The organism is Plantibacter flavus (assembly GCF_002024505.1).
Taxonomy (GTDB): domain Bacteria; phylum Actinomycetota; class Actinomycetes; order Actinomycetales; family Microbacteriaceae; genus Plantibacter; species Plantibacter flavus_A.
The window spans coordinates 2,306,323-2,330,664 of record NZ_CP019402.1 but is presented as its reverse complement, the minus strand read 5'-3'; the positions used below and the strand labels follow the sequence as shown (position 1 = coordinate 2,330,664).

The window sequence follows — 24,342 nt, the reverse complement described above, 5'->3', positions numbered from 1 at the left end:
GGTCGAGCACGTGTCGCCGTGGCTACAGACCGAAGTCGGTGATGTTGACGGTCGAGCCCTTCTTGACGGACTTGCCCGCCGGGGGATCGGTCTTCTTCACCTTGAAGATGTCGCGGAAGGCCTCTGCCACGGCGATGTCACCGACGGTGAATCCGGCGTCTTGGAGTGTCGTGATGGCCTGATTGATCGTCTGGCCGGTGGTGTCGGGGACGGCGACCAACTCGACGCCCTTGGACACGATCAAGGTCACGTCGTCGCCCGGGATGAACGCCGTCTCGTTCCCGTCCGCATCGGTCTTGGCCTGGATGCCGATGACCTGCCCAGCGGGGATCGTGTCGTCGAACGCCTCGTCGGAGGTGCCCACGCCGAGCCCGACGGATTCGAGGGCGTCGCGCGCCTGATCCGGCGTCATCCCCGAGACCGAGGGCACCTGTCCGGCCGACACGAGCAGCGTCACCGTGGAGCCTTGGAAGGACGGCCCACCCTGGCTGTAGTCGGCTCCCGAGGTCGCGTCGGTCGCCGCCAGCACGATGTCCTTCGCGATGCTCGGGTCGAACTGCCGGTTCACGGTGCCGACGGCGACGCCGAGCGCGTCCAACTGCTGTTCGGCGTCGGACTGTGCGAGCCCGGCGAGGACCGGGATGTCCACCGGCTGCGGTCCTTGGGAGACGAGGACCGTGACGGAGCTGCCCTTGTCGATCTTCGAGCCGGACGGCGGATCGCTGCCGGCGACCGTGCCGGCCGGGACGGTGAGGCTGAACGTCGCGCCTTCGACGGGCACGAAGCCCAGCTCCACGAGTTTGGCGGACGCCTGGTCGAAACTCCCGTCGGCGACGTTCGGGACCTCGACGAGCGAGCCGGGGCCCTGGCCGAAGTACCATCCGGTCCCGCCGGCGAGCGCGGCGAGCATGAGGACGATCGTGAACAGCGCGACGCCCACGCGGCTGCGCTTGCGCGCCTTCGTGGCGAGCTTGCCCGGACCGTCGGTCGCGTCGGCGCGCACCGGGACCTGCTGCGGTTTGGTGTTGCGGCCGATGACCTGGGTGACGTCGTCGGCGTGCTCGCTCGAGTAGGAGGCCGGCATGACGATCGTGGGCTGCGCCCCGGTGGCGACCGAGGTGAACCCGAGACTGGACTCGATCGACCGCAGGCGCTCGAGCATCTCGCCGGCGTTCGACGGACGATCGTCGGGTTCGCGCTCGGTGGCCCAGAAGACGAGGTCGTCGAGTTCCTTCGGGACGGCGGGGTTCTTGGCGCTCGGTGCCGGGACCGACTCGTTGGCGTGCTGGTAGGCGATCTGCATCGGCTGCTCGCCCTTGTAGGGCTGCTCGCCGGTGAGCATCTCGTAGAGCATGATCCCGAGCGCGTAGATGTCGCTCCGCGCGTCGGCCTGTCCACGGGTGACGAGTTCGGGGGAGAGGTAGGCGATCGTCCCGAGGAGAGCCTGGCCGGTGGCCGTGTTCGCGCTCGCGGCTCTCGCGAGGCCGAAGTCGCCGATCTTGATGCGCCCGTCGTCGGCGAGCAGGACGTTCTCCGGCTTGACGTCGCGGTGGACGATGCCGGCGCGGTGCGCGGCGGCGAGACCGGACAGCACGGCGTCGAGGATGTCGGCGGCCTGCCGAGGGGTGAGCGTGCCGTTGTCGCGGATGAGGTCGCGGAGGGTGATCCCCGGCAGGTGCTCCATGACGAGGTAGGCCATGTCGGAGTCCTGGCCCTGGTCGAACACGCTGACGACGTGCGGGTTCGCGAGCCGGGCGGCGGAGCGCGCCTCCTGGATGAAACGGTTCTTGAACGTCGTGTCGTCCGAGAGATGGCCGTGCATGACCTTGATCGCGACGCGCCGTTCCAGCCGGAGATCGGTGGCGAGGTACACCGTCGCCATGCCGCCCCGGGCGATGCGTGAGCGCACCTGATATCTCCCGTCGAGGAGACGGCCGATCATCGGATCGGTCTGCTGGTTGCTACTCACCAGTCGAGTGTATGGAACGTCGGGCGCGAGGAGCTGTCAACACCCCGGGAGGGCGGCGAGGCGCCTGGATCGTTACCCGAACGCGATCCGACGGCGCCGAGCGGAGCGCGGTCGTGGCAGACTGCTGTGCGTGACTGAGCAGAATTCCGAACTCGTGTGGTTCACCCTTCCCGATCTGGCGACCGAACTCGGGCTGCCGATCCGACGCATCCGCCAGTACCTCGAGGAGCGCGACCTCCTCGCCGTCCGGCGTGACGGCGTGCTGCAGGTGCCGTCGTTCTTCATCGCGGACGGCGGGCCGGTGCACAACCTGCGCGGCACGCTCACGCTGCTGTCCGACAACGGCTTCGACGACGAGGCCGCGATGGTCTGGATGCTTGAGGACGACGACGCGATCGGGACCTCGCCGATCCAGGCCCTCCGCGAGGGACGTCGGTCCGAGGTGCGCCGGGTGGCTCAGGCGCTCGCCTGATCCCGTGCCGTCCGAGCCGGACGGCTCAGGTGTCGCGGCGTGCGACCGCGACCGCGAGGCCGCGCAGGTGGGCCCGGGCGTCGTCGTTGATCGGAGCCTCGCCCAGTGCGGAGAGTGCCCGTGCGACGTGGTCCTGGATGAGCTTCTCCACCTGGTCGACGGCCCCGCTGTCGCGGATGGTCGCCTGGAGCAGGCCGATCTGGTCGTCGTCGAGTTCGGGATCCCCGAGCAGCTCGTCGAGGATGGCGCGCGCGCCCGGCTGGAGGGCCTCCCTCGTGAGCGCGATGAGGATGGTCCGCTTACCCTCGCGGAGGTCGTCGCCACTCGGCTTGCCGGTCACAGCGGGATCGCCGTAGACGCCGAGGAGGTCGTCGCGCAGCTGGAAGGCGATGCCGAGGGGGAGGCCGTACCCGCGGAGCGACGCGAGCTGCTGCTCGTTCCCGCCGCCGAGGAGCGCCCCGAGCGCGAGCGGGGACTCGATGCTGTACTTGGCCGATTTGAAGATGAGGACGCGCTCGGCCCGGCGGCGCTGTTCGTCGTCGGCGGCGTCGCGCCAGGCGCGCTCCTCGAGGATGTCGAGGTACTGGCCGGCCGTGACCTCGGTCCGCATCCGGTTGAACTCGGCCCGCGCTGCGCGAGCGGCGGTGCGGTCGTCCAGCTGGTCGAGTCCGTCGTCGAGGAGTTCGTCACTCCAGCCGAGGAGCAGGTCGCCGAGGAGCGTGGCGGCTCCGGTACCGAAGGTGGTCGGGTCGCCGTCCCATCTGCTGCGGCGGTGCAACTCCGCGAAGGAGACGTGAGCCGACGGTGCGCCACGGCGGGTGTCGGAGTTGTCGATGATGTCGTCGTGGACGAGCGCTGCGGCATGGAACAGTTCGAGTGCTCCACAGGTCGCGATGACGGTCTCGAGGCCGCCCTGACCGCTGGCGTGCCTGCCGGTGGAGACGGCCTGCCAGCCCCGGAAGCAGAACTGTGCTCGGAACCGCTTCCCACCGCTGAGAAATTCCCGGGAGAAGTCGAGGAACGGGGAGAGCTCCGGGCCGATCTGCGCGACAATGGAGCTTCGCGAGGAGAGAAAGTCGGAGAGCCCGCGGCCCACCAGGGTGGCGAGTTCATTGCTTTCGATCACGCACCTAGCCTAGTCATGCTTCGGTGGCTAGACTCGATCAACAACGTCGCGTCGTGTGACCTTGAGGGGAATCAGATGCCACTTTCAGAGCAGGAGCAACGGCTCCTCGATGAGATGGAACGCCACCTCTACCGCAGCGATGCCGATTTCGTCTCCAAGGTCAGCGCTGGAGCGGGCAAACCGAGTTACCGCGGAATCGCGCTCGGCTCCCTCATCGCGGTGGTCGGGGCGATCGGCCTCGTGCTCGGAGTCGTGATCCAGCAGCCCATCGTCGGTCTGCTGGGGTTCGCGATCATGCTCACGGGCGTGCTCGTGGCGACCAAACCGACCCGGGCTCCACTCGAACAGCCGCGGCCTCGTCAGGCTGCTCCGGCCGGTCAGAAGTCGTCCCGTCTGATGGACCGCTTCAACGACCGCTGGGACAAGCGTCAGTCTGGCGACGAGCAGTAAAGGTGCCGCGCCTCCCGGTCGCTCCGCGTCCGGCCGCCTGACTCCACTTCCCTCCCTCGCGGCGCCGCCGCACCACGACTCCGAACGGGGCCGATCTTCGGATCGGCCCCGTTTCGTCGTTTCAGGCCCTCCCTGACCGTCCCGGATAGGGCGAAGTCCCTCCATTTCCCTCCACCCCGCAAAGTCCTGACTTTGCGGGGTTTTTTCGTGGGTAGCCGAGCCAATGTGGAGGAATATGCTGCATTGGTGGGGCAAAGTGGAGTAAAGTGGAGCCCAACCAAGATGTTGGCCAGAACGATTGGGGGCGGGGGCGTATGTTCCTCGGTAGTCACGCCCCCAAACTCGACGAAAAAGGCCGCATCATCCTGCCGGCGAAGTTCCGCGATGAGCTCTCCGGCGGGGTCGTCATGACCCGAGGCCAGGAGCACTGCATCTACGTCTTCAGCACGCGGGAGTTCGAGGCGCTCCACGAGAAGATCCGCCAGGCTCCGGTCACCAGCAAGCAGGCCCGCGACTACCTGCGCGTGTTCCTGTCCGGAGCGAGCGCCGAGACCCCCGACAAGCAGCACCGCGTGACCATTCCGTCCAACCTCCGTCAGTACGCCGGGCTCAGCCGCGACCTCGTGGTCATCGGCGCCGGCAGCCGCGCGGAGATCTGGGACGCCGAGGCATGGGAGTCCTACCTCGCCGAACAGGAGAGCGTCTTCTCCGAGACCGCCGAGGAGGTGATCCCCGGACTCTTCTAGTGCCCTGCCCCCTGACTCCCAGCCGTCCCGCCCTGACACACTTCCCCGGTGCCAGGTCGGAGCCCGCCCTGACACACTTCCCCGGTGCCAGGTCGGAACGGATGGGGATCAGGGGTCAGGGACCGTCCGGATTACGCATATGGCCATCGACGACATCCACACACCGGTCCTCCTCGAGCGATGCATCGAGTTGCTCGCCCCCGCCGTGTCAGACGAGGGCGCGGTCCTCATCGACGCCACGCTCGGCATGGCGGGGCACGCCGAAGCGATGCTCGAGCGGTTCCCGCAGTTGACCCTCATCGGGCTCGACCGCGACCTCGATGCACTCGACATCGCTCAGGAGCGGCTCGAGCGCTTCGGGTCGCGAGCCCGGTTCGTCAAAGCCGTCTACGACGACATCGACGAGGCCGCCGAGGAGCTCGGCTTCCCACAGGTGGACGGCATCCTGTTCGACCTCGGTGTCTCCTCGCTGCAACTCGATCGGACCGAACGCGGCTTCTCGTACTCGCAGGACGCTCCTCTCGACATGCGGATGGACGCCTCGAGCGAGCTGACGGCGGAGACGATCCTCGCCACCTACGACGAGGTGGCGCTTCGGAAGATCTTCTGGGAGTACGGAGACGAGAAGTTGGCGCAGCGCTACGCACGCCGCATCGTCGAGGAACGCCAGCAGCGACCCCTGACGAGTTCCGGTCAGCTCGTCGAGCTCATCGATCGGGCCACGCCGGCGGCCGCACGTCGCACTGGCCATCCGGCCAAGCGGGTCTTCCAGGCGCTGCGCATCGAGGTCAACGCGGAGCTGTCGGTCCTCGAGTCCGCCGTGCCCCGCGCGCTCGACCTGCTTCGGGTCGGAGGACGGATCGTGTTCCTGTCCTACCAGTCGCTCGAGGACCGGATCGTCAAGCGCGAGCTCCAGGCCCGGGCGAAGTCGACAACTCCGGCGGGCCTGCCCGTCGAACTCCCGGAACACAGTGCGGAGCTGAAGCTCCTTGTCAAGGGCGCCGAACTCGCCACCGAGGCCGAGATCGACGAGAACCCCAGAGCGAAACCCGTGCGACTCCGCGCGGCCGAACGGCTGAGGAGGCCAGCATGAGCGGAGCGACCGCAGCACTCGATCTCGCACCAGAACGGCTCGGACGCGCTCGGCCGCAGCCGACCCGGACGACCCCCGAACGGCAGCACATCCGTGCGGTCACGACCGGGGCGCGCTCGAAGCTCCGACCACGGCCGATGTACGCGGTCGTCGTCGTCGGTGCGGTCGTCGCCATCGTCGTCGGTCAGTTGCTCCTCAGCGTCGGGTTGAGCCAGGGCGCGTACCAGATCCAGCAGCTCGAGGGGAAGCAGGTCGAACTCGGCCGCACCTCGGCCGCGCTGGCCGAGGACCTCGACCGCCTGGCCTCGCCCCAGTACCTCGCCGTGAACGCGCAGGCACTCGGCATGGTGGGCAACTCGCTCCCGACCTACCTCCGACTCTCCGACGGTGCCGTGCTGGGGACGCCCACGCCGGCGTCGGCGAGCACGAGTCCGATCTTCAACGCCGCCCTCGTGCCGAACGCACAGGCCGCGACGCTCCCGCTCGTCGGCGGGCAGAACGCCGCCGCCGCAGACGGCGCGTCGAGCCAGGAAGCGGTCACCCCGCCCGTACCGTTGCAGGACGGGCTGCCGTCGCCGACCACACGATGACCGGACGGCTCACGGTGGAGGACGACGCCCTGCTCGGAGGTGCGACGTCGGGAGAGGACGCGGTGCGGGCATCATGGTGAGACACACGAAGACCACGCGCCGACGCCTCGCGTTCACCATCGTCGCGGTCTCCATCGTGATGACGCTCTTCGTCCTCCGTCTGGTCGACATCCAGGTGGTCCGCGCGAGTGCCTTGAGCGCCGAATCCCTCGAGAAGACCGAGACGGGCGACACGATCCTCGCCACCCGCGGCAACATCCTCGCCTCCGACGGTTCGGTGCTCGCCGAAGCGGTCATGCGGTACAGCATGGCGGCATCTCCGAAGGACGCCGGTCCGTTCGAACGCGACGTCGACGGCGCCGAGCAGACGATCACCCTCGAGCAGGCGACGAACGAGATCGGCGCGATCATCGGCAAGCCCGGTCCGGAGGTCCTCGCGCTCATCACGGACGCCCTCGCCGCGGACAAGGACTCGCTCTACGCCCTCATCGCGAAGAAGCTCACCCTCGACCAGCTCCGAGCGCTCAAGGCGCTGGAGATCCCGTGGACGACCTTCAAGGAGGAGCCGTACCGGGTGTACCCGAACGGTGCTGTCGCCGGCAACATCGTCGGCTTCGTGGGCGAGGAGGGCGAGGCCCAGGCGGGCGTCGAACTCATGGAGAACTCCTGCCTCGCCGGCAAGGACGGTCGCACGACGTACGAGAAGGGCAGTGGCGGTCTCCCGCTCCCCGGCACCACGGTGACGAAGCCGGCGAAGGACGGCGGCGACGTCGTGCTCACGCTCGACAAGGACATCCAGTGGTTCTCGCAGCAGTCGCTCGCCGCGCAGGCCGAAGCGGTCGGTGCGAGCTGGGGCGTCGTCACGGTGATGGAGGTCAAGACCGGCAAGCTCCTCGCCGTCGCCGAGTACCCGGCCGTCGACCCCGGCAACGTCAGCGCGACGCCGTCCGAAGACCGAGGCTCACGGGCCTTCGCCGCGCCGTTCGAACCGGGATCGACGTACAAGTCGCTGACCGCCGCGGCGCTCATCGACCAGGGTGTCGCGAGCCCCAACTCGCAGGTGGTCGCTCCGTTCCGGTACAAGCCCTCGAACGGTGCCGACATCAACGACAGCGAGTTCCACGAGGACATGAACCTCACGCTCGCGGGCGTCATGGTGCAGTCGTCGAACACGGGGATCTCGCAGTTCGGCGAGAAGATGAGCGCCGACACCCGCTACGCGTACTTCCAGAAGTTCGGTCAGCTGCAGAAGACCGAGGTCGGCTTCCCGAGCGAGTCCGGTGGACTCATGGCGGACGCCGCGGACTGGGACAACCAGACCGATTACGCGACCATGTTCGGCCAGGGCTTCTCGACGACCGCGATCCAGGGCGCCAGCCTGTACCAGACGATCGCGAACGGCGGTGTCCGCATGCCCGTCCAGTTGGTCGAGGGGTGCCGGAACGCCGACGGCACCATGACCGAGGTCCCCGACGCGACCGGAACCCAGGTCGTCTCCGCCGACGCGGCGAAGCAGGTCAGCGACATGCTCGAGATGGTCGACCAGGAGAGCTGGGTCGCCAAGAACGTCGACGTCCCCGGCTACCGGGTGGCCATGAAGACCGGTACCGCACAGCAGCCCGACGGCGACGGTGGCTACAGCTCGAGCTACCTCGTCTCGATGGCCGGTTTCGCTCCAGCAGAGGCGCCGCAGTTCGTCGTTTCGGTGAACCTGGCCGACCCGGTTAAGATGAATTCATCGGCTGCAGTCGCTCCCATCTTCCGGGATGTGACCACCCAGGTGCTGAAGAGCAGGGGAGTGCAGCCGTCCACGGAGCCGGCACCGAACCTGCCGCTCAGTTTTTGAACGACCTCATGAAGGATGGGCTCAGCGTGAACAATCAGGGCCCGATCAGCCTCAGGCCGGAACATCCGCAACGGCGGGCGCTCTCGCAGCTGGTGACCGAATTCGACCTCGACCTGCACGGATCAGCCGACGGCGTGGAGATCAGCGGTGTCAGTCTGAGCTCCGGTGCCGTCGAGCCCGGTGACCTCTACATCGGCATGCCGGGTGTCCGCGCCCACGGTGCCGCATACGCCGAGCAGGCGAAGGAACGCGGCGCGGTCGCCGTGCTCACCGACGACACCGGACGAGACCTGGCCGCAGCGGCCGGCTTGCCGATCATCGTCGTGCCCGAGCCGCGTGCCGCGCTCGGGCACCTCGCAGCCTGGGTCTACCGCACCGCCGAGGAGCCGCCGACGCTGTTCGGCGTGACCGGCACCAACGGCAAGACGAGCGTGGTCTACCTCCTGAGCGGCATGCTCGCGCAACTCGGGATCGTCGCCGGGCTGAGCTCCACTGCGGAGCGGCGCATCGGCGACCTCGCGGTGACGAGCTCCCTCACCACGCCGGAGGCCAGTGAGCTGCACGCGCTACTCGCACGCATGCGCGAGTCCGAAGTGCGCGCGGTCGCCATCGAGGTCTCCGCCCAGGCGCTGACCAGGCACCGCGTCGACGGCATCGTCTTCGACGTCGTCGGCTTCACCAATCTCAGTCACGACCACTTCGACGACTACGGCGACTTCGACGAGTACTTCGCGGCCAAGCGGGAGCTGTTCGAACCCGATCGCGCACGACGTGGTGTCGTCACGATCGATTCCGAGTGGGGCGGCCGACTCGTCGAGCAGAGCCGGATCCCGGTGACGACCCTGACGACCCGCCCGGAGGTCGACGCCGACTGGCGCATGACGATCCTCGAGGAGACCGCCGGTTCCACGACGTTCCGCCTCGACGGCCCCGGCGACCAGGTGCTCGTGACGAGCGTGCCGCTGCTCGGCTGGTTCATGGCGGCGAACGCCGCGCTCGCGATCGTGATGCTCGTCGAGTCCGGTGTGGAGTTCGACATGATCGCCCAGGCCCTCGAACGGGACGGTGGGATCGACGCCTACATCCCCGGGCGTGCCGAGCGGATCAGCGGCGACCGCGGCCCGGTCGTGTACATCGACTACGGGCACAGCCCCGACGCGTTCCTCAACACCCTCGCGGCCATCCGCGCCGTCACGCCGGGCCGCGTCATCATGGTGTTCGGCGCCGACGGAGACCGCGACACGACGAAGCGTCGCGACATGGGCGCGATCGCGGCCCGGGGCGCCGACGTCGTGGTGGTCACCGACTTCCATCCCCGGAGCGAGGACCCGGCGTCGATCCGACGCGTGCTCCTCGAGGCCGCCCGCGAAGCCGCACCGGACGGCGAGCTGCACGAGGTCGCCGACCCGGCGACCGCGTTCCGCACGGCGCTGGCGCTGGCCGGTCAGGGCGACACCATCCTCTACGCCGGACCCGGGCACGAGGACTACCACGAGGTGGCCGGCGTGAAGCTCCCGTACTCGGCGCGCGACGACTCGCGCGACGCGCTGCGTGAGGCAGGGTGGCTCTGATGATCGACCTGACCCTCACCGAGATCGCCGCGGCGACCGACGGCCGACTGATCCCCGGTCCGGCGGACCCCGGCCTCGTCGTGTCCGGCGTCGCCGACACCGACTCCCGACTCATCACGCCCGGCGACATCTTCGTCGCGAAGCCCGGCGAGGAGACCGATGGACACCTGTTCGCAGATGCGGCGGTCGCCAACGGCGCCGCCCTGCTCATCGTCGAACGGGAGCTGGCCGTCGCCGTGCCGCAGGTCGTCGTCGAGAACTCCGTGACCGCGCTCGGTGCCCTCGCCACCGAGGTCATCACGAGGGTGCGCGCGCTCGGACGACTCCGGATCGTCGGTATCACCGGCTCCAACGGCAAGACCACGACCAAGAACCTCCTCGCCGCGGTCCTCGAGCGCGTCGGGGAGACGGTCAGCCCCAAGGCCTCCTTCAACAACGAGGTCGGAGCGCCGATCACCATGCTGCGCGTGACGAACGAGACGCGGTTCCTCGTCGCGGAGATGGGTGCCAGCGGCATCGGCGAGATCGCCAGACTCATCCGCATGGCGAAGCCCGACATCGGCGTGGTCCTCAAGGTCGGACTCGCGCACGCGGGGGAGTTCGGCGGGATCGAGGCCACCGTCACGGCGAAGACCGAGATGGTGTCCGAGCTGCTCCCGGAGGACGTCGCCGTCCTCAACCTCGACGATCCACGGGTGGCCGGTATGGCGCATGCCACCCAGGCACGCGTGCTGTGGTTCGGCCTCGACGACCGCGCCGCCGTTCGCGCGAGCGACATCATCGCGACGGCGTCCGGAACCGCGTTCACGCTGCACCTGCCCGACGGTTCCTCTGCGCCCGTCCGGTTCAAGGTGCTCGGTGAGCACCACGTCATGAACGCCCTCGCCGCGGCCGCAGCCGCCCACGAACTCGGTGTGGAGATCGACCTCATCGTCGACGCCCTCGAGAGCGTGAGCCGGGCGGAGCGCTGGCGGATGGAGCCCCTCGGCGGACGCGACGACGTGTCCATCATCAACGACGCCTACAACGCCAGCCCCGACTCGATGTCGGCCGCCATCCGGACCCTCGCCCAGATCGGTGCTGAACGTGGCCGGACCATCGCGGTCCTCGGCGCCATGAGCGAACTGGGCGACTGGGCGGGCGAGGAACACGACCGGATCGGGCTCCAGGTCGTCCGGCTCGGTATCGGCCGCCTCGTCGTGGTCGGCCCCGAGGCCCGCCGCATGCACATCACCGCGATCAACGAAGGGTCCTGGGACGGGGAGTCGGTGTACTTCGCGACCGCGGACGAGGCGTTCGCGTACTTGAGCGCGGAGATCGCCCCGGGCGACACCGTGCTCGTCAAATCGTCCAACGCGGCCGGACTCCGGTTGTTGGGCGATCGACTGGGGGAGTTGTACGCATGAGAGTCCTGTTGGCTGCGGGAGCGATCTCGCTGGCGTTCTCCCTCTTCCTGACCCCGCTGTTCATCAGAGCGTTCCGCAAGCTGGCCTGGGGCCAGTTCATCCGTGACGACGGGCCGCAGAGCCACCACACGAAGCGCGGGACCGCGACGATGGGCGGCGTCATCATCATCGTCGGCACCCTCGTCGGTTTCTTCGCGAGCTATCTGATCTTCCAGGAGCAGGTCGGCGTCTCGGCGCTCCTGGTCCTGCTCATGATGGTCGGCCTCGGCATCGTCGGATTCATCGACGACTTCCTGAAGGTCCGGAAGAAGCAGAGCCTCGGCCTCGGCGGGTGGGCGAAGGTCGCCGGGCAACTCATCGTCGCGACGGTCTTCGCCGTCCTCGCGATCAACTTCCCGAACACCGAGGGGTTCACCCCGGCGTCGACGAACATCTCGATCATCCGCGACATCCCGATCAACTTCATGGCGATCGGCATCCCGGTGATCGGCATCCTGCTGTACATCCTCTGGACCTCGGTGATCGTGGCCGCGACGTCGAACGGCGTGAACGTCACCGACGGGCTCGACGGGCTCGCCACCGGCGCCTCGATCCTCGCGATCGGCTCGTACATCATCATCGGCTTCTGGCAGTTCAACCAGTCGTGCTTCAGCTCCTCGCTCGCCTCCGACGTCGCCTACAAGTGTTACGACGTCAGGGACCCACTCGACCTCGCCGTGGTCGCAGCGGCGATCGTGGGTGCGCTCATCGGGTTCCTCTGGTGGAACACCTCGCCGGCGCAGATCTTCATGGGTGACAGCGGGTCGTTGGCGCTCGGTGGAGCGCTCGCTGCTCTGGCCATCCTCAGCAAGACCGAGCTCCTCCTGGTGCTCGTCGGTGGTCTCTTCGTCATCGAGGCCGGTTCCGTGATCGTCCAGCGGGTCTACTTCAAGGCGACCCACGGCAAGCGCATCTTCCTCATGAGCCCCATCCACCACCACTTCGAGCTCAAGGGTTGGGCCGAGGTCACCGTCGTCGTCCGCTTCTGGATCATCGGCGGTCTGCTCGTCGCCGCGGGTGTGGGTTCCTTCTACCTCGAGTGGCTGAGCCGATGAGCGCTGAGCGCCTCGACGGGCTCCGCAGCTGGCACGCCGACTGGCGTGGTCTGCGGGTCGCCGTCCTGGGACTCGGGATGACCGGGTTCTCCGTCGCTGACACCCTCGCCGAGCTCGGCTCGGAGGTACTGGTCCTGGCAGGCGAGGCGGCGGACGAACGCGCCGAACTCGTCGGCGTCATCGGTGCGAGGCTCATCCAGCGGGACCTGTCGACCGTGCCGTCCGAGCTCGTGGAGTTCGCTCCGGAGCTCGTCGTCGTCTCACCCGGATTCCACCCCGACCACGCCGTGGTCACCTGGGCGCAGGCGGCGGGGGTCGCCGTCTGGGGCGACATCGAGCTCGCCTGGCGGGTCCGAGACAAGGTCGGCACGCCGGCCGAGTGGATCTGCGTCACCGGCACGAACGGCAAGACCACCACCGTTCAGCTGACGGCGTCGATGCTCGTCGAGGCGGGTTTCCGCGCGGCGCCCTGCGGCAACATCGGTGTCCCGGTCCTGGACGCCGTCCGTGATCCGCAGGGCTTCGACTTCTTCGTCGTCGAGCTCTCGAGTTACCAGTTGCACACCCTCGGCCTGCAGGGCGGTCGGAGCATCGTCTCACCGCTCGCCAGCGTCTGCCTGAACCTCGCCGACGACCACCTCGACTGGCACGGCTCCGCCGAGGCGTACCGGGCGGCGAAGGCCGTGGTGTACGAGAACACGAAGGTCGCGTGCGTCTACAACCGCGCTGACGCGGCGACGATGTCGATGGTCGAGGAGGCCGAGGTCGTCGACGGCGCGCGCGCCGTCGGGTTCGGCCTCGACGTCCCCGGACCGAGCGACTTCGGCGTCGTCGACGGCATTCTGGTCGACCGCGCGTTCCTCGACGACCGTCGGACGAGCGCCCTCGAGATCACGACGGTCGAAGCGCTCGCCCAGCGCGGACTCGCCGCTCCGCACATCGTCGCCAACATCCTGGCGGCCGCGGCACTCGCCCGGGCCGCCGGCATCACGGTCGAGGCGGTGCGCGACACCCTGCTGTCGTTCGGCCTGGACGCGCACCGGATCCAGCTCATCGCGCGAAGGCTCGAGGTGGACTGGATCGACGACTCGAAGGCCACCAACCCGCACGCCGCCGACGCCTCGCTCGCCGCCTACCGCTCGGTGGTGTGGATCGTCGGAGGCCTGTTGAAGGGCGTCTCGATCGATCGTCTGGTGGAGCGGCACGCCGACCACCTGCGCGCGGCCGTCGTGATCGGCGCCGACCGCTCGGAGGTCCTCGCGGCATTCGCGCGACACGCGCCGACGCTGACCGTCATCGAGGTCGACGCAGCGGAGACTGAACACGTCATGCCGGAGGCCGTTCGCCGGGCCGCCGAGGTCGCGCAGGCAGGGGACACCGTGCTCCTCGCTCCTGCAGCCGCCTCGATGGACCAGTTCACGGACTACGGGCACCGTGGTCGCCTGTTCCAGGCCGCCGTCGAAGCAGAGCTGGGAGGTGAGGCGGATGATCGATCCGCCTCGCGCTGACCCGCGCCGCGTGCGGTCGTCGTCGTCCCGGATGACGGCGACCGCCTCAGGCAGTGGGACACCCGACGCGCCGACGTCGCCGAGAGGCATGTCGAGTGCGCGGATCTCGCTGGGCAAGGTGCTGCGTCCGGAGTCGAAGAACTACTTCCTCCTGCTGGGCGTCACCCTCTTCCTCGTCGGGCTCGGGCTCGTCATGGTGCTGTCCTCGTCCTCCGTCGAGTCCTACGAGGCCGGCGACGGGTATTTCGGGCTGTTCTGGCGCCAGGCGACGTTCGCGATGATCGGTGTCCCGCTCATGCTGATCGTGAGCCGCTTCCCGGCACGGTTCTGGAAGAAGTGGGCGTGGGTGTTCCTCCTCGTCGCCATGGGCTTGCAACTGCTCGTCTTCACACCGCTCGGCTACGAGATCGGCGGCAACCGCAACTGGATCGAGATCGGCGGCTTCACCGCGCAGCCCTCGGAAGCGGTCAAGCTCGCGCTGGTCGTGTGGCTCGGGCTCGTGCTGACGATCAAGCAGCCGCGTCTCCTCGAGTGGAAGCACGCCCTGATCCCGGTCATCCCCTTCGCCGGTCTCTCCATCGGCCTCGTCCTGCTCGGTGGCGACCTCGGTACCGTCGTGATCATGGCACTCATCGTGTTCTCGGCGCTGTACTTCGCGGGAGTGCGACTGCGCTACATCGCGATCCCGGTGGTCGCCGGGGCCGTGCTGTTCCTCATCATGGCCGTCACGAGCGCCAACCGCATGCAGCGCATCATGGCGTTCTTCGGCGACGGCAAGGGCGACTACGAGAACGCCGACTGGCAGTCGACCCACGGCACGTGGGCCCTGGCGAACGGCGGCCTCTGGGGCGTCGGTCTCGGCAACTCGCGCGCGAAGTACGGGTGGCTGCCGGCGATCTCGAACGACTTCATCTTCGCGGCGATCGGCGAGGAGCTGGGCCTCATCGGCGCCGTCCTCGTCCTCGGACTGTTCGTCTTCCTCGCCGTCATGTTCATCCGGGTGATCCGTACCAGCGACGACTCCTTCGTCCGGATCACCACCGGCGCCATCATGGCCTGGATCATCGGCCAGGCACTCGTGAACATCGGCGTCGTCCTCGGAGTCCTCCCGGTGCTCGGCGTGCCGTTACCGCTCCTGTCCTCGGGCGGCACGGCGCTGCTCACCACGCTCGTCGCGATCGGGATCGTCCTGTCGTTCGCCCGGGAGCGGGGGCGTCCCACGCCCCAGCAGTCCCGCCGGTCACCCGCTCGACGTCCCCAATCCTCCGGAGTCACCCGATGACCACCTACCTCCTCGCCGGCGGCGGCACCGCCGGCCATGTCAATCCGCTGTTGGCGGTAGCCGACGGACTCCGCGCCAGAGACCCTGAAGCGACGATCCTCGTCGTCGGCACGGCGGAGGGCCTCGAGGCTCGACTCGTCCCGGAACGCGGTTACGAGTTGCTCACGATCCCCAAACTGCCCTTCCCCCGCCGGCCGAACATCGACGCACTCCGCTTCCCCGGTCGCCTCCGCCGGGCGGTCGCAGCCGTCGTCGCGATGATCCGAGAGCACCGCGTGGACGTCGTGATCGGTTTCGGCGGCTACGCGGCCGCGCCGGCGTACACGGCGGCCAGGCGCGCCGGCGTCCCGCTGGTCATCCACGAGGCGAACGCGCGTCCAGGCCTCGCGAACCGACTCGGTGCGAGGTACACGCCCTACGTCGGTGTCGCCTTCCACCACACGCCCATCCGCAACGCACGCTTCGTCGGCATGCCGCTGCGTCGCGAGATCGAGGGGTTGGACCGCGAGACGCTCCGGTCGGCGGCCCTCGCCGAGTTCGGCCTCGTGTCGGACCGACCGCTGCTGCTCGTCACCGGCGGTTCGCTCGGCGCGAGACGGATCAACGCGACGATGAGCCAGAGCGCCGAAGACGTCGTCGCGGCAGGCTGGCAGGTGCTCCACATCACGGGTGCGAAGAGCGAGATCTCGGATCCGGGTGTCGACCACTACCACCTGCTCGAGTACTGCTCCCGGATGGAGCTCGCCATCGCCGCAGCCGACTTCGCGGTGTCGCGTGCGGGCAGCGCCACGGTCAGCGAGCTGTGTGCGGTCGGGCTGCCGGCCGTCTACGTGCCCTATCCGGTCGGCAACGGTGAGCAGCGCTTCAACGCCGCCGACGTCGTGCGGGCCGGGGGAGCGGTTATGGTAGATGACGCGCAGTTCGTGCCGGCCTGGGTGCATGAGCACCTCGTCCCGTTGCTGAGCGATCGGCACCGGGTCGACGACCTGGCCGCCCAATCCAAGAGCGTCGGTGTCTCCGACGGCACGGCTCGCGTCATCGCCCTCATCGATGAGGCGCTCCAACCATCGGTGCAGCGCGTGCGCGGCCGGTGATCCAGTCTTCCCAGAAAGCGTGACACCGTGATCAAGCCAGACCCCACCGTCGAGATCCCCGCCGACCTCGGCGTCGTGCACTTCGTCGGCATCGGCGGCAGCGGGATGAGCGGCATCGCACGGTTGTTCGTGAGCGCCGGATCGCGTGTGACCGGCTCGGACGTGCGCGAGTCGAAGAACATCGACGCACTGCGCGAGCTCGGCATCCCGGTCGCCATCGGGCACGATGCACGGAACGTCGGCGACGCTGACACCCTCGTCGTGACCGGAGCGCTCTGGGCTGACAATCCCGAGTACCTGCTCGCGAAGGAACGGGGTCTCACGATCCTGCACCGGTCGCAGGCGCTCGCGTGGCTGACCTCAGGGAAGCGACTCATCTCCGTCGCGGGGGCCCACGGGAAGACGACGTCGACCGGCATGATCATCACGGCGCTCCTGGAGCTCGGTGCCGACCCCAGCTTCGTCAACGGTGGCGTGATCGAGTCCCTCGGGCTGAGCTCGGCCAGAGGCGCCGGAGAGCTGTTCGTCGTCGAGGCGGACGAGTCGGACGGTTCGTTCCTGCTCTACGACACGGCGGTCGCGCTCATCACGAACATCGACCCGGACCACTTGGACCACTACGGCTCGCTCGAAGCGTTCGAGCAGGCGTTCGTGACCTTCGCCCAGCAGGCACGCGAACTCGTCGTCATCTCCTCGGACGACGCCGGTGCGGTCCGGATCACCCCGGCGCTCCGCGAGGCCGCGGACGGCAAGCGTGTGTTGACCTTCGGAGAGGCCGCCGACGCGGACGTCCGACTGCACGACGTCGGCTCCACCGGTCCGGTCTCCTTCCAACTCAGCTACGAGGGCACCAGCTACGCGGCTACCCTCCGCGTGCCCGGGCGCCACAACGCCGTCAACGCGGCCGGCGCCTTCGCGGTCCTCGTCGGTGTCGGATTCGACCCGGCGGACGCGCTCCGAGGCATCACCGCCTTCGGCGGGACGCAGCGCCGATTCGAACTGCACGGTGTCGTCGACGGTGTGAGCGTCTACGACGACTACGCGCACCACCCCACCGAGGTCGCCGCAGCCCTCGCCGCAGCGCGCACCGTGGTCGGCGACGGACGCATCATCGCCGTCCACCAACCGCACCTGTACAGCCGGACCCGACTGTTCGCCCAGGAGTTCGCCGACGCCCTCGAACGGTACGCCGACCACACGGTCGTGCTCGAGGTCTACGGTGCGCGCGAGGACCCCGAGCCCGGCGTGACCGGTGCGACCGTGTCGACCCGGTTCTCCGACGCGGACCGCGTCGCGTACATCGACGACTGGCAGCGCGCCGCGGACTACACGGCGACGGTCGTGCGACCAGGCGACTTCGTCATCACGCTCGGATGCGGCGACGTCTACCGGATCGTTCCGCAGCTCCTCGAGGCCATCGCCGGTCGCGAGTCCGTCTGATGGGCGTCCGGTGAAGCGCCCGGACGGCTTCGACCCCGCGGCCAGTCCGCGCTCCGAGCGTCAGACACGGCCGGCGGTGTCGGCCCCGGTCGACCGCGACGGCGTGACCGCCGAGCCCGTCGCCGATCAGGAGACGGACGTCATCGAGCTCGACGCCGCTCGGCTCCGGCCGAAGCGGTCGGGTGCCGGCGCATCCGCCCGGCCGTCGGGCCCGAGGTCGACATCGAGGTCGGCTTCACCCTCAGCGACGCCGTCCCCGTCGTCGAAGGTCGATGCGAAACCGGCGGCGACGTCCTCCACCTCCGCGACGGTGACCCTGGAGCGCCCGGACGAACCTGCTGACGATGCCTTCCTCACCCCGCGTGAGGCCGCCAAGCTGCGACGTCGTCACGAACGCCAGGAGATCCGTCGGTTCACGGCCCGCAAGCGTGGCCGCCACCGTCCTTGGGTGATCGCGGCCGCGATCCTCGGCGTCCTGATCGTCGTCTCGGTCGCCGGAGCCTATTCGCCGCTGCTGGCAGTCCGGTCCATCGAGGTCGTCGGCGCGAGCCGGGTGAACCAGGCCGAGATCACCGAGGCGCTCAGTGACCAGCTGGGTCGCCCACTCGCACTGGTCGACGCGGGAGCCGTCAAGGCGGTGCTCGTCGGATACCCGCTCATCGCGAGTTACTCCCTCGAATCCCAGCCTCCGAGCACACTCGTCGTGCGGATCGTCGAACGCGAGCCGGTGGGCGTGCTGCAGTCCGGATCGGTGTACACCCTGGTCGACGCCGCCGGGGTCACGATCGAGCGCAGCGACCAGCCGATCGCCGGGTATCCGACGCTCATGGTCACCGGTGGCCCGACCTCCAAAGGCTTCGTCGCCGCGGCCGCGGTGATCCGGGCGTTGCCGACGGATCTGCGTGCCCGCGTGGCGTCCGTTTCGGCGTCGACCGCGGACGACGTCACCCTCACGCTCGTGGACTCGCCCGCCGAGGTCGTGTGGGGGAGTGCGGAGGACTCGGTCCTCAAAGCGCGGATCCTCGCGACCACGATGGCGGCCACCGACCCGTCCCAGGTGAACCAGTACGACGTGTCGTCGCCGTCCGCCGCCATCGTCCGCTGAGGAAGCGCACCGGGATATTCCCGTCGATGTGCCGACACGCCCGGAAGCGTCCCGACACGGTCGGGGCTGGGCCCTAACGTCGTGCTCAGGACAGAAAATGCATACGCAGCATAACTTTAAACCTTAACTAGAGGTTGAGAGTTCTCACGGAGGCCTGAAGTGACTACAAACCAGAACTACCTCGCCGTCATCAAGGTCGTCGGTATCGGCGGCGGCGGTGTCAACGCGGTCAACCGCATGATCGAGCTCGGCCTCCGAGGCGTGGAATTCATCGCCATCAACACGGACGCGCAAGCGCTGCTGATGAGCGATGCCGACGTCAAGCTCGACGTCGGCCGCGAGATCACCCGCGGCCTCGGCGCCGGTGCCGACCCCGAGGTCGGACGCCGTGCGGCGGAGGATCACGCCGAGGAGATCGAAGAGGCGATCGCCGGCGCCGACATGGTGTTCGTCACCGCCGGCGAGGGTGGCGGCACCGGAACCGGTGGCGCACCCGTCGTGGCACGGATCGCGAAGTCGATCGGTGCGCTGACCATCGGTGTCGTCACGAAGCCCTTCGGCTTCGAGGGTCGTCGCCGTCAGGCCCAGGCCGAGCTCGGCGTCGCCCGCCTGAAGGAGGAGGTCGACACGCTCATCGTCGTGCCGAACGACCGCCTGCTGGAGATCAGCGACCGCGGCATCAGCATGCTCGAGGCGTTCGCGACCGCCGACCAGGTACTCCTCGCCGGTGTCCAGGGCATCACCGACCTCATCACCACCCCCGGCCTCATCAACCTCGACTTCGCCGACGTCAAGTCGGTCATGCAGGGAGCCGGCTCCGCCCTCATGGGTATCGGCTCCTCGCGTGGCGCGGACCGTGCCATCAAGGCGGCTGAACTCGCCGTCGCCTCCCCGCTCCTCGAAGCGAGCATCGAGGGCGCCCACGGTGTCCTGCTGTCCATCCAGGGTGGCTCGAACCTCGGCATCTTCGAGATCAACGACGCAGCCAAGCTCGTCCAGGAGGCCGTGCACCCCGAGGCGAACATCATCTTCGGTGCGGTCGTCGACGACACCCTCGGCGACGAGGTGCGCGTCACCGTCATCGCCGCCGGATTCGACGGTGGCGAGCCCCTCACCAGGACGGCGGCCTCGCCGGCCGACGCGGTCATCTCGGGCGGCGTCATGAGCACCTCTGACGAGGCGCCCAGTGCTCCGATCAGCACCTCGGCCAATCCGGCCTCCGAGTCGTCCGAGCACCGCTCGGCACCTGCTGCGGCGCCGGTCGCCTCCGGCGGTGACTGGGGCTCCAGGCAGAACGCGTCCTCGCCCTTCTCCGGTGCGACGCACCGCCAGCCTGAAGCGGTCGTCGAGACCGCCGTCGTCGACCCCTCGTTCGACGACGAGGGCGAGCTGGACATCCCCGACTTCCTGAAGTAGTGGGCGGCGACTCGATCACCCCGGCCGGATCGGGCTCTTCGGAGCCCGATCCGGCTCTGGTCGATCGCCTCGCGGCGATCCGCGGCCGCGTCGCAGACGCCGCCCGTGCAGCCGGTCGAGCCGATGAGCCGACGCTCATCGTCGTGACGAAGTTCCATCCGGTCGCACTCGTGCAGCAGCTCGCGGCCGCCGGGGTGACCGACGTGGGGGAGAACCGACACCCGGAGGCCCGTGACAAGGCCGAGGCTGCGTCCGGACTCGGGTTGCGGTGGCACTTCGTCGGCCAGTTGCAGACGAATAAGGCCAAGCAGGTGCGCCGATACGTCGACGCCGTGCACTCGGTGGACCGACCCGAACTCCTGCGGGCGCTCTCATCACCGGACCGCCTCCTCGAGGTCTTCCTCCAGGTGAACCTGACCGACGACCCGGGTCGGGGTGGCGTGGTCGGCGATGCGGCGCTGGAAGCGCTCGCCACGGAGACGCTCGAGGCCGAGGGTGTCGTCCTGCGGGGCGTCATGGCCGTCGCGCCGCTCGACGAGCCGCCGGCCGATGCGTTCGCGCGCGTCGTCGCGGCGTCCGCGCGGGTGCGATCCCTCGCTCCGCAGGCCGACGGTCTGTCGATCGGGATGAGCCACGACTACGTCGAGGCGATCGAAGCGGGCGCGACACACCTACGCATCGGCACGGCAATCACCGGGAATCGTCCGGTGTGACGTTAATCTCGAAGGTGCAAGGACCGCAGATCACGGAGGAAACGATGTCGAACCCACTGAAGAAGACCATGGTGTACCTCGGGCTCGCCGACGATGATCTCGAGTACGAGCAGCAGCACGCTGCTCAGGCCGAGCCCACGCAGCAGGCCGAGCCTCGCCGGGCAGAACGTCCTGAGCGCGCAGAGCGGGTCGAGCGCGTCGAGAAGGCCGCTCCCGTGACCCCGCTGCGCAAGCCGGTCCCGGTCCGTCAGCCGGTCGCCCCGAGCTCCGACCTCAACGAGATCCTCACGGTGCACCCCAAGCAGTACCGCGACGCTCAGATCATCGCCGAGAGCTTCCGCGACGGTGTGCCGGTCATCATCAACCTCTCCCAGATGAGCGACGGCGACGCCCGACGCCTCATCGACTTCGCCAGTGGCCTCTCACAGGGCCTCTACGGGAAGATCGAGCGAGTGACGAGCAAGGTGTTCCTGCTCTCGCCCGAGCACGTCGCCGTTTCCGGCGACAACGGGCAGGGTGCACCGGAAGCGACCGAGGCGACCTTCTTCGCTCAGTCATAATCGAGGGGTGGCTTCTCTCATCTCCGTGATCGGCACGATCCTCTATCTCGCGCTGCTCCTGTACTTCTTCGTCCTCTGGGCGCGGTTCATCCTCGACCTGGCTCGGGTGCTCCGCCCGCAGTGGCGACCGTCGGGCGTCGGCCTGGTCCTCGCCGAGCTGAGTTTCACGGTCACCGACCCGCCGATCCGGTTCTTCCGCCGCGTCCTGCCGCGCGTCGCGGTCGGTCCCGTCGCGCTCGACTTCGGTTGGACGCTGACGATGCTGTGTTGCATCATCGCGATGACGCTCGTCCAGCTCCTGTAGCCGCCGACGTCGGTGCACGCGCAGGGTTCACGACGATTGTGCGGCTACGATAGAACGCCCGTCACCTGACGGGAAGCTCCGACGCTGACAACATGTCTCACCCACTGGGTCAGACTTTGCTAGCGTGGGGGCGTTGTACACAGATTTTCGATTCGACAGTGAAGGTGGTTCGCTATGGCGCTCACTCCCGAAGACGTGGTCCAGAAGCGGTTTCAGCAGACCAAGTTCCGCGAAGGCTACGACCAGGACGAGGTGGACGACTTCCTCGACGAGGTCGTCGTCGAACTGCGTCGCCTCATCCAGGAGAAGGACGAGGTCCAGCAGAAGCTGACCGCGGCCGAGGCCAAGGTCGCCGAGCTGCAGAAGGGCGGTTCCTCCGCTCCCGCCGCGCTCGCGAAGGCTGAGCCCGCTCCCGCACCGGCTCCGGTCGTCGCACCCGCAGCGGCTCCTGCCGCAGAGTCGACCGACAACACGGCCGAGAGCTCCAACAACCTCCTGCAGCTGGCGCGCCGCCTGCACGACGAGCACGTCGCAGAGGGCGCTCAGCGTCGCGACGCACTCATCGCCGAAGGTCACGCGACCGCAGCACGTGTCGTCGCCGAGGCCGAGGCCAAGCAGCGCGCACAGATGCAGATCCTCGAGCAGGAACGCTCCGTGCTGGAGCACAAGATCGACGAGCTGCGCAACTTCGAGCGTGAGTACCGCTCGCAGCTCCGCAGCTACATCGAGGGTCAGCTGAAGGACCTCGACGCCTCGTCGTCGAGCTCCGCTCCCGATGCGAAGTCCGGCGTCACCGCCGACAGCGCAGCGGTCTAGCGCAGACACCCGGTTGTCTCCCGCATCACCGTCGAAGGCCAGCGCCAGGACTCTTGCAGTCCTGGCGCTGGTTGCCGTCGTGGCCTATTCGGCCGACCAGTTCACGAAGTTCCTCGTCACCACCAACCTGACGGTCGGTGAGTCCGTCCCCGTCTTCGGGCAGGCGCTGGTCCTGTACTTCGTCAAGAATTCGGGTGCCGCCTTCTCGCTGGGGGCCGGCTACACCTGGATCTTCTCGATCCTCGCCGCGGTCGTCGTCGTCGTCATCGTCTGGTTCGCGCGCCGCATCCGTTCGCGAGCGTGGGCGATCGTCTTCGGTCTGCTCCTCGGCGGCGTGCTCGGCAATCTGACCGACCGCCTCTTCCGAGAGCCGTCCTTCGGCCTCGGCCACGTCGTCGACTTCATCTCGACGCCCTGGATGCTCCCCGCGATCTACAACGTGGCCGACATCTGCATCGTGGTCAGCATGGCGCTGTTCATCCTCCTGACGCTCTTCGGTGTCAACCTCGACGGCACGCGCACGACGCGAGCGAGTGAACGGGCCGCCCAGGAGGCGGAGGACCGCGAGGCCGAAGCCGACGCGGCCACCCTCGATCCCGCGGAGCCCGGCGACGCGAACCCGGACGCAGGTCGCCCGTGAACGAGTCCCGCAGCCTGTACGTCCCCGACGGACTCGACGGCGAGCGCGTCGACGCCGGACTCGCCAAGCTCCTGGGCTTCTCGCGCAGCTACGCGGCCGAGGTGGCCGTGGCCGGCGGAGTCGCCATGAACGGGAAGTCGGTCGACAAGTCCGACCGCCTGCTCGGCGGCGCCTGGCTCGAGATCGAATGGACGCCTCGACGGGAGGCCGTGATCGTCCCGATCGCCGTCCCCGACCTCGGCATCGTCCACGACGACGACGAGATCGTCGTCGTCGACAAGCCTGCGGGCGTCGCGGCGCATCCTTCGGTCGGTTGGGAGGGACCGACGGTGCTCGGTGCCCTCGCGGCGGCGGGCTTCCGCATCTCGACCTCGGGAGCCGCCGAGCGCGCAGGCATCGTCCATCGGCTGGACGCCGGGACGAGCGGCCTCATGGTCGTCGCGAAGACCGAGCGGGCCTACACCTGGCTCAAGCGGGCCTTCCACGACCGCGAGGTCGAGAAGATCTACCGCGCTGTGGTGCAGGGGCACCCCGATCCACTCGCGGGCACCATCGACGGACCGATCGGCCGCCATCCGCGTCACGACTGGCGGTTCGCCGTGACAGCCGACGGCAAGCCGTCGATCACCCACTACGAGACGCTCGAGGCGTTCCCGTACGCCTCGCTGCTCGAGGTGCACCTGGAGACCGGCCGCACCCACCAGATCCGCGTGCACATGGCGGCCCAGCGGCACCCCTGCGTCGGCGACACGATGTACGGAGCCGACGCTGCGCTCTCAGCTCGGCTGGGGCTCACCCGCCAGTGGCTCCACGCCACGAAGCTCGGGTTCGCCCACCCGGCCACGGGGGAGTTCGTGCGGTTCGAGGCTGCCTATCCGGCGGACCTCCAGCACGCCCTGTCCGTGCTCGAACTCGACTGAGCCGACGCCCAGCCCTCCCGTCGCCATGCGTGACGACGTCGCAGGAGTCGACCGTCAGCGGTGACGGTTAGGCTGGATCACAGACCACCTCGGCGTCCGCGCCGAACCCCACAGCACGATCCCCGGAGGCGCCGTCCGTGCCCACGTCCACCGATTCGTTCGTCCATCTGCACGTCCACAG

The 24,342-nt window shown here is 68.6% G+C and carries 23 protein-coding genes; 21 read left to right on the top strand and 2 right to left on the bottom strand.

Annotated features, from left to right (window positions below; translation table 11 throughout):
- Positions 1–22: 22 nt before the first annotated feature.
- Entirely contained in the window at positions 23–1,969 is a 1,947-nt protein-coding gene (pknB, locus tag BWO91_RS10900) for a Stk1 family PASTA domain-containing Ser/Thr kinase (protein ID WP_079002575.1), read from the bottom strand.
- A gap of 130 nt (positions 1,970–2,099) precedes the next feature.
- On the opposite strand from pknB, the gene BWO91_RS10895 reads away from it, so the two are divergent.
- Positions 2,100–2,441 (top strand): Rv2175c family DNA-binding protein, encoded by a 342-nt coding sequence (locus tag BWO91_RS10895; protein ID WP_079002574.1) that lies wholly within the window; start codon positions 2,100–2,102, stop codon positions 2,439–2,441.
- Positions 2,442–2,466: 25 nt separating this feature from the next.
- Here BWO91_RS10895 and BWO91_RS10890 read toward each other — a convergent pair whose 3' ends face one another.
- Positions 2,467–3,567 carry a polyprenyl synthetase family protein gene (locus BWO91_RS10890; protein WP_079002573.1) on the bottom strand — a complete coding sequence of 367 codons (1,101 nt, stop codon included), beginning with the start codon at positions 3,565–3,567 and terminating at the stop codon, positions 2,467–2,469.
- Positions 3,568–3,642: 75 nt separating this feature from the next.
- Here BWO91_RS10890 and BWO91_RS10885 point away from each other — a divergent pair, with 75 nt between their 5' ends.
- The 20 genes from BWO91_RS10885 to BWO91_RS10790 all read left to right on the top strand — a co-directional run bounded on the left by BWO91_RS10885 (position 3,643) and on the right by BWO91_RS10790 (position 24,161).
- Positions 3,643–4,017 carry a DUF3040 domain-containing protein gene (locus BWO91_RS10885; RefSeq protein ID WP_079002572.1) on the top strand — a complete coding sequence of 125 codons (375 nt, stop codon included), beginning with the start codon at positions 3,643–3,645 and terminating at the stop codon, positions 4,015–4,017.
- Positions 4,018–4,331: 314 nt separating this feature from the next.
- On the top strand, positions 4,332–4,763 hold the full coding sequence (gene mraZ / locus BWO91_RS10880) for a division/cell wall cluster transcriptional repressor MraZ (protein ID WP_064297003.1): 432 nt from the start codon (positions 4,332–4,334) through the stop codon (positions 4,761–4,763).
- 139 nt (positions 4,764–4,902) lie between these two features.
- Entirely contained in the window at positions 4,903–5,856 is a 954-nt protein-coding gene (rsmH, locus tag BWO91_RS10875) for a 16S rRNA (cytosine(1402)-N(4))-methyltransferase RsmH (RefSeq protein WP_079002571.1), read from the top strand.
- The gene (locus tag BWO91_RS10870; protein ID WP_079002570.1) at positions 5,853–6,446 is read left to right on the top strand and encodes a hypothetical protein; all 594 of its coding nucleotides are present in this window, start codon (positions 5,853–5,855) and stop codon (positions 6,444–6,446) included. Before rsmH ends, BWO91_RS10870 begins: the two co-directional genes overlap by 4 nt.
- 73 nt (positions 6,447–6,519) lie before the next feature.
- Positions 6,520–8,292, top strand: a complete 1,773-nt coding sequence (locus BWO91_RS10865) for a peptidoglycan D,D-transpeptidase FtsI family protein (RefSeq protein WP_079002569.1) — start codon at positions 6,520–6,522, stop codon at positions 8,290–8,292.
- Between the two features lie 26 nt (positions 8,293–8,318).
- The gene (locus BWO91_RS10860; RefSeq protein WP_240555463.1) at positions 8,319–9,863 is read left to right on the top strand and encodes a Mur ligase family protein; all 1,545 of its coding nucleotides are present in this window, start codon (positions 8,319–8,321) and stop codon (positions 9,861–9,863) included.
- Positions 9,863–11,269: a UDP-N-acetylmuramoyl-tripeptide--D-alanyl-D-alanine ligase gene (locus BWO91_RS10855; RefSeq protein WP_079002567.1), complete on the top strand. Its 1,407-nt coding sequence runs from the start codon at positions 9,863–9,865 to the stop codon at positions 11,267–11,269. Before BWO91_RS10860 ends, BWO91_RS10855 begins: the two co-directional genes overlap by 1 nt.
- On the top strand, positions 11,266–12,363 hold the full coding sequence (mraY, locus tag BWO91_RS10850) for a phospho-N-acetylmuramoyl-pentapeptide-transferase (protein ID WP_064296998.1): 1,098 nt from the start codon (positions 11,266–11,268) through the stop codon (positions 12,361–12,363). Before BWO91_RS10855 ends, mraY begins: the two co-directional genes overlap by 4 nt.
- Positions 12,360–13,871, top strand: coding sequence for a UDP-N-acetylmuramoyl-L-alanine--D-glutamate ligase (gene murD / locus BWO91_RS10845; protein WP_079002566.1), 1,512 nt, complete (start codon positions 12,360–12,362; stop codon positions 13,869–13,871). The genes mraY and murD overlap by 4 nt, the downstream gene beginning before the upstream one ends.
- Entirely contained in the window at positions 13,849–15,153 is a 1,305-nt protein-coding gene (gene ftsW, locus BWO91_RS10840; protein WP_079002565.1) for a putative lipid II flippase FtsW, read from the top strand. The genes murD and ftsW overlap by 23 nt, the downstream gene beginning before the upstream one ends.
- Positions 15,150–16,247, top strand: a complete 1,098-nt coding sequence (locus BWO91_RS10835) for a UDP-N-acetylglucosamine--N-acetylmuramyl-(pentapeptide) pyrophosphoryl-undecaprenol N-acetylglucosamine transferase (RefSeq protein ID WP_079002564.1) — start codon at positions 15,150–15,152, stop codon at positions 16,245–16,247. Before ftsW ends, BWO91_RS10835 begins: the two co-directional genes overlap by 4 nt.
- Positions 16,248–16,274: 27 nt before the next feature.
- Positions 16,275–17,687: a UDP-N-acetylmuramate--L-alanine ligase gene (murC, locus tag BWO91_RS10830; RefSeq protein WP_079002563.1), complete on the top strand. Its 1,413-nt coding sequence runs from the start codon at positions 16,275–16,277 to the stop codon at positions 17,685–17,687.
- A 10-nt stretch (positions 17,688–17,697) separates the two neighbouring features.
- Complete coding sequence (locus tag BWO91_RS10825) at positions 17,698–18,792, top strand: FtsQ-type POTRA domain-containing protein (RefSeq protein WP_153303436.1); 1,095 nt, start codon at positions 17,698–17,700, stop codon at positions 18,790–18,792.
- Positions 18,793–18,951: 159 nt separating this feature from the next.
- The gene (gene ftsZ, locus BWO91_RS10820; RefSeq protein WP_079002562.1) at positions 18,952–20,208 is read left to right on the top strand and encodes a cell division protein FtsZ; all 1,257 of its coding nucleotides are present in this window, start codon (positions 18,952–18,954) and stop codon (positions 20,206–20,208) included.
- The gene (locus tag BWO91_RS10815; RefSeq protein WP_240555461.1) at positions 20,208–20,921 is read left to right on the top strand and encodes a YggS family pyridoxal phosphate-dependent enzyme; all 714 of its coding nucleotides are present in this window, start codon (positions 20,208–20,210) and stop codon (positions 20,919–20,921) included. The genes ftsZ and BWO91_RS10815 overlap by 1 nt, the downstream gene beginning before the upstream one ends.
- 44 nt (positions 20,922–20,965) lie before the next feature.
- A complete protein-coding gene (locus tag BWO91_RS10810) occupies positions 20,966–21,481 on the top strand; it encodes a cell division protein SepF (RefSeq protein ID WP_064296992.1) in 516 nt (171 codons plus the stop codon).
- 7 nt (positions 21,482–21,488) lie between these two features.
- Entirely contained in the window at positions 21,489–21,785 is a 297-nt protein-coding gene (locus BWO91_RS10805) for a YggT family protein (RefSeq protein ID WP_064296991.1), read from the top strand.
- 174 nt (positions 21,786–21,959) lie between these two features.
- A complete protein-coding gene (locus BWO91_RS10800) occupies positions 21,960–22,601 on the top strand; it encodes a DivIVA domain-containing protein (protein WP_064296990.1) in 642 nt (213 codons plus the stop codon).
- On the top strand, positions 22,561–23,241 hold the full coding sequence (gene lspA / locus BWO91_RS10795) for a signal peptidase II (protein ID WP_079002561.1): 681 nt from the start codon (positions 22,561–22,563) through the stop codon (positions 23,239–23,241). The genes BWO91_RS10800 and lspA overlap by 41 nt, the downstream gene beginning before the upstream one ends.
- Complete coding sequence (locus tag BWO91_RS10790) at positions 23,238–24,161, top strand: RluA family pseudouridine synthase (protein ID WP_064296988.1); 924 nt, start codon at positions 23,238–23,240, stop codon at positions 24,159–24,161. Before lspA ends, BWO91_RS10790 begins: the two co-directional genes overlap by 4 nt.
- Positions 24,162–24,342 lie beyond the last annotated feature (181 nt).

What these genes read in the sequence shown, in the direction of transcription:
- BWO91_RS10885 (WP_079002572.1), top strand. Translation starts at nt 3,643, where the DNA reads ATGCCACTTTCAGAGCAGGAGCAACGGCTCCTCGATGAGATGGAACGC.
- mraZ (WP_064297003.1), top strand. Translation starts at nt 4,332, where the DNA reads ATGTTCCTCGGTAGTCACGCCCCCAAACTCGACGAAAAAGGCCGCATC.
- rsmH (WP_079002571.1), top strand. Translation starts at nt 4,903, where the DNA reads ATGGCCATCGACGACATCCACACACCGGTCCTCCTCGAGCGATGCATC.
- BWO91_RS10870 (WP_079002570.1), top strand. Translation starts at nt 5,853, where the DNA reads ATGAGCGGAGCGACCGCAGCACTCGATCTCGCACCAGAACGGCTCGGA.
- BWO91_RS10865 (WP_079002569.1), top strand. Translation starts at nt 6,520, where the DNA reads ATGGTGAGACACACGAAGACCACGCGCCGACGCCTCGCGTTCACCATC.
- BWO91_RS10855 (WP_079002567.1), top strand. Translation starts at nt 9,863, where the DNA reads ATGATCGACCTGACCCTCACCGAGATCGCCGCGGCGACCGACGGCCGA.
- mraY (WP_064296998.1), top strand. Translation starts at nt 11,266, where the DNA reads ATGAGAGTCCTGTTGGCTGCGGGAGCGATCTCGCTGGCGTTCTCCCTC.
- murD (WP_079002566.1), top strand. Translation starts at nt 12,360, where the DNA reads ATGAGCGCTGAGCGCCTCGACGGGCTCCGCAGCTGGCACGCCGACTGG.
- ftsW (WP_079002565.1), top strand. Translation starts at nt 13,849, where the DNA reads ATGATCGATCCGCCTCGCGCTGACCCGCGCCGCGTGCGGTCGTCGTCG.
- BWO91_RS10835 (WP_079002564.1), top strand. Translation starts at nt 15,150, where the DNA reads ATGACCACCTACCTCCTCGCCGGCGGCGGCACCGCCGGCCATGTCAAT.
- BWO91_RS10810 (WP_064296992.1), top strand. Translation starts at nt 20,966, where the DNA reads ATGTCGAACCCACTGAAGAAGACCATGGTGTACCTCGGGCTCGCCGAC.
- BWO91_RS10800 (WP_064296990.1), top strand. Translation starts at nt 21,960, where the DNA reads ATGGCGCTCACTCCCGAAGACGTGGTCCAGAAGCGGTTTCAGCAGACC.
- lspA (WP_079002561.1), top strand. Translation starts at nt 22,561, where the DNA reads ATGCGAAGTCCGGCGTCACCGCCGACAGCGCAGCGGTCTAGCGCAGAC.